The organism is Buttiauxella brennerae ATCC 51605, from assembly GCF_001654925.1.
In the GTDB taxonomy this organism is placed as follows: domain Bacteria; phylum Pseudomonadota; class Gammaproteobacteria; order Enterobacterales; family Enterobacteriaceae; genus Buttiauxella; species Buttiauxella brennerae.
On record NZ_LXER01000006.1, the window covers coordinates 356,472 to 368,759 of the forward strand.

At 48.4% G+C, this 12,288-nt stretch carries 13 protein-coding genes; 4 read left to right on the forward strand and 9 right to left on the reverse strand.

The features are described 5' to 3' along the window. The first annotated feature begins 216 nt into the window (after nucleotides 1-216). Both pagP and cspE read left to right on the forward strand, forming a co-directional pair. Nucleotides 217-741: a lipid IV(A) palmitoyltransferase PagP gene (gene pagP / locus M975_RS02855; RefSeq protein WP_064557658.1), complete on the forward strand. Its 525-nt coding sequence runs from the start codon at nucleotides 217-219 to the stop codon at nucleotides 739-741. Nucleotides 742-942: 201 nt separating this feature from the next. Next, nucleotides 943-1,152, forward strand: a complete 210-nt coding sequence (cspE, locus tag M975_RS02860) for a transcription antiterminator/RNA stability regulator CspE (RefSeq protein WP_004100146.1) — start codon at nucleotides 943-945, stop codon at nucleotides 1,150-1,152. 212 nt (nucleotides 1,153-1,364) lie between these two features. On the opposite strand, the gene crcB is transcribed toward cspE, so the two are convergent. Next, nucleotides 1,365-1,748, reverse strand: a complete 384-nt coding sequence (crcB, locus tag M975_RS02865) for a fluoride efflux transporter CrcB (RefSeq protein ID WP_064557659.1) — start codon at nucleotides 1,746-1,748, stop codon at nucleotides 1,365-1,367. Nucleotides 1,749-1,854: 106 nt separating this feature from the next. On the opposite strand from crcB, the gene M975_RS02870 reads away from it, so the two are divergent. Next, nucleotides 1,855-2,643, forward strand: coding sequence for a deaminated glutathione amidase (locus M975_RS02870; protein WP_064557189.1), 789 nt, complete (start codon nucleotides 1,855-1,857; stop codon nucleotides 2,641-2,643). A gap of 128 nt (nucleotides 2,644-2,771) precedes the next feature. Then, on the forward strand, nucleotides 2,772-2,975 hold the full coding sequence (gene tatE, locus M975_RS02875) for a twin-arginine translocase subunit TatE (RefSeq protein WP_064557190.1): 204 nt from the start codon (nucleotides 2,772-2,774) through the stop codon (nucleotides 2,973-2,975). A gap of 97 nt (nucleotides 2,976-3,072) precedes the next feature. Here tatE and lipA read toward each other — a convergent pair whose 3' ends face one another. From lipA to mrdA, 8 genes are all read right to left on the reverse strand, one after another. Continuing rightward, nucleotides 3,073-4,038 (reverse strand): lipoyl synthase, encoded by a 966-nt coding sequence (gene lipA / locus M975_RS02880; RefSeq protein WP_064557191.1) that lies wholly within the window; start codon nucleotides 4,036-4,038, stop codon nucleotides 3,073-3,075. Nucleotides 4,039-4,261: 223 nt separating this feature from the next. Then, nucleotides 4,262-5,185: a YbeF family transcriptional regulator gene (locus tag M975_RS02885; protein ID WP_064557192.1), complete on the reverse strand. Its 924-nt coding sequence runs from the start codon at nucleotides 5,183-5,185 to the stop codon at nucleotides 4,262-4,264. A 451-nt stretch (nucleotides 5,186-5,636) separates the two neighbouring features. After that, on the reverse strand, nucleotides 5,637-6,272 hold the full coding sequence (gene lipB / locus M975_RS02890) for a lipoyl(octanoyl) transferase LipB (protein WP_064557193.1): 636 nt from the start codon (nucleotides 6,270-6,272) through the stop codon (nucleotides 5,637-5,639). Between the two features lie 101 nt (nucleotides 6,273-6,373). After that, nucleotides 6,374-6,637 carry a DUF493 family protein YbeD gene (ybeD, locus tag M975_RS02895; RefSeq protein ID WP_064557194.1) on the reverse strand — a complete coding sequence of 88 codons (264 nt, stop codon included), beginning with the start codon at nucleotides 6,635-6,637 and terminating at the stop codon, nucleotides 6,374-6,376. Nucleotides 6,638-6,748: 111 nt separating this feature from the next. Further along, nucleotides 6,749-7,960, reverse strand: a complete 1,212-nt coding sequence (gene dacA, locus M975_RS02900) for a D-alanyl-D-alanine carboxypeptidase DacA (RefSeq protein ID WP_064557660.1) — start codon at nucleotides 7,958-7,960, stop codon at nucleotides 6,749-6,751. Between the two features lie 143 nt (nucleotides 7,961-8,103). Next, nucleotides 8,104-9,234, reverse strand: a complete 1,131-nt coding sequence (gene rlpA / locus M975_RS02905; RefSeq protein WP_064557195.1) for an endolytic peptidoglycan transglycosylase RlpA — start codon at nucleotides 9,232-9,234, stop codon at nucleotides 8,104-8,106. A gap of 16 nt (nucleotides 9,235-9,250) precedes the next feature. Then, nucleotides 9,251-10,363, reverse strand: coding sequence for a peptidoglycan glycosyltransferase MrdB (gene mrdB / locus M975_RS02910; protein ID WP_064557196.1), 1,113 nt, complete (start codon nucleotides 10,361-10,363; stop codon nucleotides 9,251-9,253). A 2-nt stretch (nucleotides 10,364-10,365) separates the two neighbouring features. Beyond that, nucleotides 10,366-12,267: a peptidoglycan DD-transpeptidase MrdA gene (gene mrdA, locus M975_RS02915; protein ID WP_064557197.1), complete on the reverse strand. Its 1,902-nt coding sequence runs from the start codon at nucleotides 12,265-12,267 to the stop codon at nucleotides 10,366-10,368. Nucleotides 12,268-12,288: the final 21 nt, after the last annotated feature.

Sequence of the window (12,288 nt, forward strand, 5' to 3'; positions counted from 1 at the left end):
TTAGTTACCACATCGTTTATAATGACCTGTAAGTGGTGTGGTAACTATTAATGTTGAGTCATTAAACAAAAAACACAATATTTAGGAATTAAGCACGGATTCATTTAGGTTTGGTTAATATACAATTTGTTAAGTTGCGTATTAGATTTTGATGTGGAAATTAATGTGGCTTTAACAAATAAAATTCTCATTTCTATTCTTTTGTCGTTCTCACCGATGCTGGGTATTTCCAGCGCTTTGGCCGGTCAAAATAGTGTGTTAGGCGATGCCTGGAACAGCTTGTCGTCAAACGTTTCGCAAACGTGGAATGAGCCACAACATTATGATTTGTATGTGCCAGCAATAACCTGGCACGCTCGTTTTGCCTACGATAAAGAAAAAACAGACGAGTATAACGAACGCCCCTGGGGCATCGGGTTTGGGCAAACACGTTGGGATGAGAGTGGTAACTGGCATGGCCTGTATGTGATGGCTTTCAAAGACTCTTTTAACAAGTGGGAGCCGATCGGCGGCTACGGTTGGGAGAAGATCTGGCGCCCGTTAAAAGACGATAATTTCCACTTAGGGCTGGGGTATACGCTCGGGGTCACGGCGCGAGATAACTGGAGCTACATCCCGCTGCCAGTGGTGTTGCCGCTGGCCTCTGTAGGTTATGGCCGGGCCACGTTCCAGATGACGTATATCCCTGGAACTTACAACAACGGTAACGTTTACTTTGCCTGGTTGCGCTTCCAGTTCTGAATAGCCGTAAGCACCAGGAATCAAACCAAACCAGCGACTTTGCTATCTATAGTTCAAAAATACGTGCTGCTGCACATTTTTTAAAATAGGTAGCAATTTTTATCACTTTTTAGCAATTCTGGGCTGGACAAAATCCATCACAATTGGTGTACTGATGTCCGACACAGCATTTGTGTCGTTTTTCATGTAAAGGTAATTTAGATGTCTAAGATTAAAGGTAACGTTAAGTGGTTTAACGAGTCAAAAGGCTTTGGCTTCATTACTCCGGAAGATGGTAGCAAAGATGTGTTTGTTCACTTCTCTGCAATCCAGAGCAATGGTTTCAAAACCCTGGCAGAAGGTCAGCGCGTTGAGTTTGAAATCACTAACGGTGCCAAAGGCCCATCTGCTGCAAACGTAATGCCTATCTAAGGCTTTACCAGCAGAATATAAAAACCCGCTAAGGCGGGTTTTTTTTGCTCTGAATTCAGGAAAACAGATAAATTTTCACAAAGCACATCACAATCAGCGTGCTCATCAGCACCGCCGCCCATCCAGCAACACGTTCTTTCATTATTTGGCCCCACGCTAATTTTCATCCAGATTGGCAGACAAAAATTAAGCTAACCTTAACGTGCTGAGAATCAGTGGCCGTATGTCAAAGAAACTAACCAAAATGCGATTGCTGTCATAGTCAGAGAACCCGCAAGGTTCAGAAGTATATTGAGCCCGGCCCAGGCTAAACGCCCATCCTGCAGCAAGAACACCACTTCGGCTGAAAATGTTGAAAAAGTTGTCAGGCCACCGCAAAAGCCCGTGGTGATTAACAATTTCCACACTGGATCGAGGTGCGTCATTCTGGTGAACAGCGCCAACCCCAGACCGATGATAAACGCCCCGACCAGGTTTGCCGTTAATGTTCCAACCGGGATAGCGCCATGCACCGGGTTTAGCTTCATACTCACTAACCAACGCACAACACTCCCCGTTCCACCGCCAATAAATACGGCTAATAGCATTTGCAACACGATAGTTTCCTGCTTTTTATATTCGTAAGTGTTTGAGTGTAACGCCCGCACAGTAAGTTTCACACCGGGTATACTGAAATTATTCAGCGTCTTTTGAGGGACTTTCATGAAAGTTGCGGTAGGACAATTTGCGGTCACTAAGGTATGGCAGGAAAATGTACAAACTTGCCTGGACTTGATGACTCAAGCGCAAGCTGCTGGAGCACAATTGCTTGTGTTACCCGAGGCTGTACTGGCTCGCGATGATAACGACCCCGATTTGTCGGTGAAGTCTGCACAAACGATGAATGACGCGTTTATCGACAAACTGTGCGGGCAAAGTCGTCATGACCAGATGACAACGATTCTGACGCTTCATATCAAAACGACGGCAGGGCGGGCGGCAAATACCTTACTGGCCATTCGCGGTGGTGAGGTGATCGCTCGTTATCAAAAACTTCATCTTTATGATGCGTTTAATGTGCAAGAATCTCGGCTGGTTGATGCCGGCAATAGTCTGCCGCCATTGATTGATGTTGCTGGCTTTAAAGTGGGGTTGATGACCTGCTACGATCTGCGCTTCCCGGAGATGGCCCTGAGCCTGGCGCTGGCGGGAGCAGATATTTTAGTGTTACCTGCAGCATGGTTACGCGGCCCGAATAAAGAGATGCACTGGGCAACATTGCTTGCGGCTCGTGCGCTCGATACAACCTGCTATATTGTTGCTTCCGGTGAATGTGGCAATAAGAATATTGGCCATAGTCGGGTTGTTGATCCGCTCGGGGTTGTGATTGCAGCGGCAAATCAGAAACCGACAATGATCTATGCTGAACTGGAAAGCCAACACCTCACCGAAGTGCGAGCGATGTTGCCGGTCCTAAAAAATCGTCGTTTTGCTTCCCCGCGGTTGTTATGATTGTTTTTTGAGCCGATGTTGATTCAACTTGTTACAGGTTGCTATTGTATCGCACGAGAAAATGACCGTTAATTGTCTCAGTGTATTATTCGCCGTATTCACGGCACGCATGATTAAAGAAGGTTGTTATGGGTGAGATTAGTATTACAAAGTTGTTGGTGATCGGTGCGCTGATTGTTTTGTTATTTGGCACCAAGAAGTTGCGCACCCTCGGTGGCGACCTCGGCTCGGCAATCAAGGGCTTCAAGAAAGCCATGAATGACGACGAAACTAGCGCGAAATCTGCCAACACTGCGGATACCGCAGGTGATCGTATTACGCATAAAGACTGATTACGAAACAGCTTTCGAACAGATATAAAAAACCGGCATCAAATGTGCCGGTTTTTTTGTGGTCGCCGCAAAATAAAAGTAACAATTTGTTACGTCGTTATTTGACTTCCATGCCTTTGGCTTGCAGGTCTGCATGGTAAGAAGAGCGGACAAACGGGCCGCAAGCTGCATGGGTAAAGCCCATCGCCAGCGCTTCTGCTTTCATCTCTTCAAACTCATCAGGGCTAACATAACGTTGCACTGGCAAGTGGTGACGGCTTGGCTGTAAATACTGGCCCAGCGTCAACATGGTGACACCGTGGCGGCGTAAATCGCGCATCACTTCCACAATTTCTGCATTCGTTTCACCTAAACCCACCATCAACCCTGATTTAGTCGGGATATCCGGGTGCGCTTCTTTAAAACGTTCCAGCAATTTCAGTGACCAGTTGTAGTCAGCACCTGGGCGTACTTTACGGTAGATACGCGGCACGTTTTCCAGGTTGTGGTTGAAGACATCCGGTGGCGTAGCGGTGAGGATCTCTAACGCTTTATCCATACGGCCACGGAAGTCGGGAACCAATGTTTCAATCTTGATGGTTGGGTTTTTTTCACGAATCGCGCTGATGCAATCGGCAAAATGCTGAGCACCACCATCACGCAGATCATCACGGTCAACGGATGTGATAACCACATAGCGTAATCCCATGTCAGCGATAGTTTGGGCAAGTTTAACGGGTTCATTGGTGTCTGGCGCAACAGGGCGGCCATGAGCAACATCGCAGAACGGGCAGCGACGAGTACAGATTGCACCAAGAATCATAAAAGTTGCAGTACCGTGGTTGAAACATTCTGCCAGGTTCGGGCAGGAAGCTTCTTCACACACAGAGTGCAGGCCGTTCTTGCGCATTGCTGCTTTGATACCCTGAATTCGGGTCGAGTCAGATGGAAGTTTGATCTTCATCCATTCTGGCTTTCTTAACAGCTCCTGGCGCTCTGTTACCACGTTTTTAACCGGGATCAGAGCCATTTTATCGGCGTCGCGGTACTTGACGCCGCGTTCCATGACAATAGGTTTACTCATATCGTACGTGTTCCAGTTGCTGAAAAAAGTCAGGCTAATCGAATGTTTTATTTATCAACTATTTTTTAATAACGACTGAAGTATATCATCACTGAAGGGGATAAATCAGCCTGGCAGAGCAGGAAATGGGGAAAGAATTGTAAATGAGTTGTTGGTTTGTGCGCTTTTAAGCGTTAACAATTGGCAAGTCGACCTCAAGGTTGTGAGCCAGAGGCCGAAGTCACTATGCAGTCTGAAACTCATGCAGGATGGTATCCATGACTTCCTTCAGCACCGCATCTCGTGAACTGAGTTTATTAATGTGCATTGTGGTAGTGATGGTCGTGCTTGAGAAAAGTGTGCTCTCGATGACTTTAAGCTGAAAAGAGCGAGAAAACATCTCGAATAACTTATACGGCATAAACCCAATCATGTCACTTGTGCTTATCATTGAGGCAATGGTTAAAATGTTATAGCTACTAAAAGATATCTGACGGTTAGGCAACTTTTCGCTAATGAGCAGACGTGCATTGACTAACAGATCGTCCGGCATGGTCAAAAAGGTGCAATTCAAATTTTGAGTATCACCTTCATTAAATAGGGTCGCTGCTGTGGGGTGATCATGGCGGCATACCGCAACCAGGTCGTCATTATAAAGATTATAACTTGCGATCGCAGGGCCATGATGCGGGTTTGTGTCGATGGCAATATCGGCCTGGAATTGCGATAACTGGTTTTTTACTATCGGTACGTGACGAATAGATAAATTAGGGTTTACCTTTTGAATGGCTGAGTGGATTCTCGGCATCAACAAGGCCCCAATTGAAGGCTGGCTTGCAAGAGTAATGGTTCTTTGCTTATCGTAATTATTATTAACATCCAGTGCACACAGAATCGATTCAAATCCGAGACTGATATATTCATGCAAATGAGCAGCATAGGCAGTCGGCGTGACGCCTTGCCCTTTACGGATAAACAGTGGGTCTGGGAAAGTTGATCTAAGCTTCTGGATGGACTGGCTAATAGCTGAAGGCGTTAGATTCAGTACTTTTGCCGCATTGACAATGCCTTTGTGCACATAGACCGCCTCAAAAACGGTCAATAAATTCAGGTCGATATTGTGTAATGTTTTGAATGTTGGGTAATTATCTTCTTCATTTCTTTCCATGATATTTCCATCCTTGTTTTGGCTAACCTTGGATTACAGCCATGCTAAATATTTACCATTACCTTATGTAAATAGCATTAAATGATTACTATTTCATAATAAAAGGGAGGTTGGCGTTTGTATCATTCATTTAATCTATTATATAGATTTTATTTGTTAGAGTTTCGTAGGGTGTTGTAGACCCGTGAGCGCATAAGTATATACCCGTCATACTTCAAGTTGCATGTGCGTTGGCTGCGCTTACTCACCCGAATCACTTACCTGAGTCAGCTCATCGGGACTCGTTCTCTTGCCGCCTTCCTGCATCTTGAATTATTTTTGGTATAGATTTCGATTATTTAACCGGAGGAGATTATACAAAACTAACTATGAAGTAAAGCGGCGCTTAATGGTTAACCATTAATAACTGCACCATAGGTAGTGCAGTTATTAAAAAATATATATATTAAGACTAAATATATTCAGTTGGTGGATTATTTAATAATTGAATAAAGCTATTGATGAGAAGCGGCTGAATATCATTAAGCGAAGTCCCCGCTCGTAGCGCACTCACCTGTGTCATTTCCAGACCGGCATAACCACAAGGGTTGATCCGCAGGAAAGGGCTGAGGTCCATATCAACGTTTAATGCTAATCCGTGGAATGAACACCCTTTACGGATCCTCAGGCCGAGAGAGCAAATTTTGCGACCATCGACATAGACACCTGGCGCATCGGCGCGTGGGTAAGCGTTTATCCCCAATTCTGCCAGCGTGTTAACCACGGTTTGCTCAAGGATAGTGACCAGTTCTCTGACCCCGAGTTTACGGCGTTTAAGATTAAGCAGCACGTACATGACTTGCTGGCCTGGCCCGTGATATGTCACTTGGCCGCCACGGTCACTCTGGATCACCGGGATGTCTCCTGGAACTAATACATGTTCCGCTTTACCTGCCTGGCCTTGTGTAAATACGCGCTGGTGTTCGACCAGCCAAATTTCATCGGCGGTTGTTTCATCGCGGGTATTGGTAAAGTCATGCATTGCCTGCGAAATAGGTTCGTACGGTTGCAGGCCAAGTTGGCGGATTTGAATCGTATCTTGAGACAAAGTACTGTCCCCGGTAGGTAACAAAAGGTGGGCGAATTATACCACAGCAGGAACAAAAAACCCGGCCAGGGCCGGGTGTGCTCATTATTCAGGGTCGTTGATCACAACACCATACGAACGATTTCGATATTGCCCAGCTCTTCGTACAGCGTTTCAACTTGCTCAATATGGGTCGCAGTAATGGTAACCGAAACAGAATGGTAGTTACCTTTGCTGCTCGGTTTAACCTGCGGGGTGTAGTCACCAGGTGCGTGGCGCTGCACCACCTCAACGACCAAATCAACCAGCTCAGGCTTCGCCAGACCCATCACTTTGTAAGTAAAGGACGTCGGGAATTCGAGCAATTCTTTCAGATTGGTTTTCATGGTAGCTCCAGCGTTACGGCATTAAAAATAATAACTCCCGCCAGCAGGGGCGGGAGTTGCTTTGATTCATAGTATATGGGGACGGCTTCCACTCTTTCAAGTGTTCAATTATTAACCAAACCAGTGATGGAACATCAGTTTGATGTAATCAATGATACGGCTGAAGAAGTTACCCTCAGGCATTTCCTGAAGCACGACCAGCGGACGTTGTTCGATAGTCTTGCCATCAAGTTGGAAATTGATAGTCCCAACAACCTGATTTTTCTGCAAAGGTGCGTGCAGTTCAGTGGTGTTAAGCACGTAGCTGGCTTTCAAATCTTTCATACGGCCACGTGGAATGGTCAGGAAGACGTCTTTATCCACACCCAGGGACGCGCGGTCGTTATCGCCAAACCAGGCTGGCTCAGAAGCAAACTCTTTACCGGCTTTCAGTGGGGAGACGGTTTCAAAGAAGCGGAAGCCCCAGGTCAGCAGTTTTTTGCTTTCGGTTTCGCGCCCTTTATAGGTACGGCCACCCAGTACTGCGGAGATCAGACGCATCTGGCCTTCGGTTGCAGAAGCGACCAGGTTGTAACCCGCCGCATCTGTATGGCCTGTTTTGATGCCATCAACTTGCAGGCTGGTATCCCACAGCAAGCCGTTACGGTTTGTCTGGCGGATATTGTTGAAGGTGAACTCTTTTTCTTTGTAGATAGCGTATTCGTTCGGCACATCGCGAATCAGCGCCTGACCAATCAACGCCATATCACGCGCTGAGCTGAATTGGCCTTCGGCATCGAGACCGTGTACGGTCCCGAAATGGGTGTTCTTCAGACCCAATGCAGAAACATAGCTGTTCATCAGGCCAACAAACGCGTCCTGGCTACCGGCTACAAAATCGGCCATTGCAACGCAAGCATCGTTACCTGATTGCAGGTTAATACCGCGAATCAGTTGTGACACAGGAACCTGCATACCAGGCTTCAGGAACATCAACGATGAGCCTTTAAATACCGGGTTACCGGTTGCCCACGCATCTTGCCCAACAGTCACGATTGAGCTTTCGTTAAATTTGCCTGCTTTCATGGCCTGACCGATGACGTAGCTGGTCATCATTTTGGTCAAACTGGCAGGATCACGGCGGGTATCGGCGTTGGATTCAGCCAAAACCTTACCGGAATTGTAATCAATCAGGATGTACGCTTCGGCATCAATCTGCGGCACACCTGGAATCATGGTTTTGATGTTCAGGTCGTCAGCATGCGCGGCAGTTATCGCCGAAAGAGTGATGGCCGTAGTAAGCGCCAAGCGTTTAACAAAACGAAAAGAAGGGGCTGTATTCATGATTAGAACAACGACATCCATGATAGGAATAAAAAAAGTGCCTTACTATAGCAAAAGCGATTTTCGCTGGCACCCGTCTTTGCGCATCATTTGTTAATGGAATTTACATTAACTGACGCACGACGGATACCAGACACAACCACTTACATAGCGGGTGCGTTAGTGATGAAAGATTGCTGTTGGGCTTCGCTCATCAAGCGTTGTTGCAGTGCAGCGGCTTCGCCACGACTACCAAATGGCCCAAGTTGTACACGGTACATGGCACCATTACTGGAAACCTTACCGGGTACACCAAATTGCTGGCTCAGTTTCTGCTGCCACTGTGTTGCCCGAGTCTGGTCGCTGACTGCGCCCACCTGCACGACATAGCGCCCGGATGCGGTAGCAACCGGTGCTGCGGCCTGTACGTTACCTTGCACGGAGGCAGGTGCTGTGACCGGTGCCGTTTGCTGCACGGGTGCAGCCGTTTGTACCGGAGCTGCGACAACGGCTGGCTGCTCACTTTCTATTACGCCCGGCGCAAGGGGTGTTGCAGCACCTAAGAACCCGCTACTATTCACCGGAGCACCCGTGGTGTCTTCACTTTGCAGTGTCGAATTACTAATAGCGCGCACATCACCTTCCGGGATTGTTGCTGGCATACCAGAAGAGGCGCTTCCCATTCCGCCGTTTAAATCAGGGCGAGCGGGCAGGGCGTAGGTTTGTTTAGCAACGGTGGTACACACTGTACCAGGTCCGGACATTGTGCCGTCTTGCGCCACAATAATCGGGTCGATACGCACTTTGGTATTATTTGACGTGTTCAGGCGATCGGCAGCCGCGCGGGATAACGAAATAACACGGTCGTTACCATAAGGGCCACGGTCGTTGATGCGCACGATAGTCATACGGCCATTCGCGAGGTTAGTAATACGCGCATAGCTTGGAATGGGCAGTGTTGGGTGTGCGGCGGTCAGCGCTGTCGGGTCAAAATTTTCGCCTGATGCGGTTAAGTTGCTACCTGGCTCGGCATCATAAATCGCCGCAAAACCTGCCTGGCTGAAGTTCGCCGGGTTTTGCACAATTTTGTAGTTCTTACCGTTATTCGTATAATCCTGGTTTACCGAAGGATTCAACGGTTCGAAGCGCGGGTCAGCGCCGCTTATTTCAACCATCGGGCCATTACACACCGCGGGTTGTGGCTGCTGATTTACCTGCTGTTGGTCGCCGTCATCAGACGAGCAGCCAGCCAGTATTGCAGCAACGACACAGATCCCAAGCCAACGCTTAACCATTACGCACCTCATCCACTTACACGCTTTTTGATAACATTTTTCTGTGGGTATGTATCGACATGACGATACCAAACCCGGCCATCAGAACGATCAGGGCCGAGCCCCCGTAGCTCACCAGCGGCAAAGGTACGCCGACCACCGGTAAGATACCACTAACCATGCCAATGTTAACAAACACATATACGAATAAAATTAACATCAACCCGCCAGCCATCACTCGGCCGAATGTGGTTTGTGCGCGAGCGGCAATGATAAGGCCACGCATAATGAGTAACAGATAGAGCGCCAGCAATACCAGCACACCTACCAGACCCAACTCTTCGGCAAGAACCGCAAAGATAAAGTCAGTATGGCGTTCGGGTAAAAACTCAAGCTGTGACTGCGTGCCATGCAGCCAACCTTTACCACGCAATCCGCCGGAGCCAATCGCTATTTTAGACTGAATAATATGATAACCGGCGCCAAGCGGGTCACTTTCCGGATCAAGCAGCATCATCACACGCGCACGCTGGTAATCGTGCATAAGGAAGAACCACAAGATGGGAATGAACGCGGCGACCAGCAAAACGGCAACGCCAATCAGTTTCCAGCTCATGCCTGATAAGAACAGCACAAACAGGCCGGATGCGGCGATAAGAATCGACGTACCCAGATCGGGTTGCGCGGCTACCAGCAGCGTCGGCATGAAAATCAATATTAGCGCAATACCGGTGTTTTTCAGCGTTGGCGGGCAGACATCGCGGTTGATAAAGCGTGCGACCATCAATGGCACCGCAATTTTTGCGATTTCAGAGGGCTGGAAACGCACAATACCGAGGTCAAGCCAACGCTGTGCACCTTTAGAAATCGCACCGAACGCATCCACCGCAACCAACAGTATGATACAGACGATATAGAGATATGGCGCCCAACCTTCATACACGCGAGGGGGGATCTGTGCCATCACGATCATCACAACCAGCCCCATCAGGATCTGGCCAATTTTTCGCTCCATCATGTCCATGTCCTGGCCACTGGCGCTCCAGATAACCAGCGCACTAAAGATAAGCAGTGCCAGAACGGTGACCAGGAAGAGCGGGTCGATGTGGATTTTATCCCAGAACGACTTTTTATTTGGATTATCAGTCATGGTTATTGATCCTCTGCACCTGCTGCTGCCGGTGCTTCAGTAGGCAGAACCGTATTGTCATCCCCAAGCATAATATGGTCGAGGATCTGGCGCATGATGGTGCCTACAGCGGGGCCTGCGCCGCCGTTTTCCAGAATCATGGTGACGGAAACCTGTGGGTTATCGTATGGAGCGAAAGCGGTCATCAGTTTATGGTCGCGTAAGCGTTCAGCAATTTTATGGGCGTTATAGGTTTCATTGGCTTTCAGGCCAAAGACCTGTGCGGTCCCTGATTTCGCAGCAATCTTGTACGGTGCATTGGCAAAGTATTTATGGGCTGTACCGTTAGGGCGGTTGGCAACGCCATACATCCCGTCTTTGGCAATTTCCCAGTAACCTGAGTGAATATCGCCAACCGGCGGTTGAACCGGCTGCTGCCACGGCACTTTTTTGCCGTTCTCGACGGTGCTCGACAAAAAATGAGGGACACGAACGATGCCGTCGTTAATCAGGATCATCATCGCTTTACTCATTTGAATTGGAGTCGCCGTCCAGTAGCCCTGGCCGATACCAACAGGAATGGTGTCACCCTGATACCACGGCTTTTTAAAGCGCTTCTGTTTCCATTCGCGTGTTGGCATGTTACCGGAACGTTCTTCGGAAAGGTCGATCCCCGTATAATGACCATAGCCAAACTTGCGCATCCACTCACCCATGCGGTCGATGCCCATGTCATAGGCTACCTGATAGAAATAAGTATCCGCAGATTCCTCAAGCGCTTTAGTGACGTTCAGGCGGCCATGGCCCCATTTTTTCCAGTCACGGTAGCGTTTTTCAGAACCGGGTAACTGCCACCAGCCCGGGTCAAACAGCGACGTATTACGGGTGATCACCCCAGCGCTTAATGCGGACACTGCCATATACGGTTTCACCGTCGAGGCCGGAGGGTAAACCCCCTGTGTTGCGCGGTTAATCAGTGGCGTATTCGGGTCATTGAGCAAACCGGAATAGTCTTTGCTTGAGATACCATCAACAAACAAGTTTGGGTTGTAACTCGGCATGGAAACCAGCGCCAGAATACCGCCGGTGCGAGGGTCAGTGACCACAACCGCAGCGCGACTTCCCGCCAGCAAGGTTTCAATATAATTCTGCAGCTTCAGGTCGATAGTCAGATAGATATCGTGCCCGGCTTGTGGTGGCACTTCTTTGAGCTGGCGAATGACACGACCACGGTTATTCACTTCGACTTCTTCATAGCCCGTTTGGCCATGCAGAACGTCTTCGTAGTAACGCTCAATACCCAGCTTACCGATATCATGCGTTGAGGCGTAGTTTGCCAGCTTGCCGTCTTTATCCAGGCGTTCAACGTCTTTATCGTTGATTTTAGAAACGTAGCCGATGACGTGCGTTAACGCTGAACCGTACGGGTAGAAGCGGCGCTTATAGCCTTTAACTTCAACACCCGGGAAGCGGTATTGATTCACAGCAAAACGCGCCACTTGCACTTCGGTGAGGTTGGTTTTAACCGGAATAGAGGTAAAGCGATGGGAGCGCGCGCGCTCTTTCTTAAAGTTGGCAATATCGTCGTCAGTTAAATCCACCACCGAGCGTAACGCTTCAAGCGTATCCTGCACGTTATCCACTTTCTCCGGCATCATTTCCACCTGATAAATGGTGCGGTTGAGTGCCAGTGGCGTGCCATTGCGGTCATAAATAATGCCGCGACTAGGTGGGATTGGGACGAGTTTTATGCGGTTTTCATTGGAGCGGGTTTGGTAGTCAGTGAAACGGACGATTTGCAAATTATAAAGGTTGGCGACAAGCACACCGCTTAGCACCAAAATACCGAGAAACGCGACCAGCGCCCGGCGCACAAAGAGCGCAGACTCAGCTGTATAGTCACGAAAAGAATTCTGTAATTTCATCCGCAGCTTTGTTCTACCTGA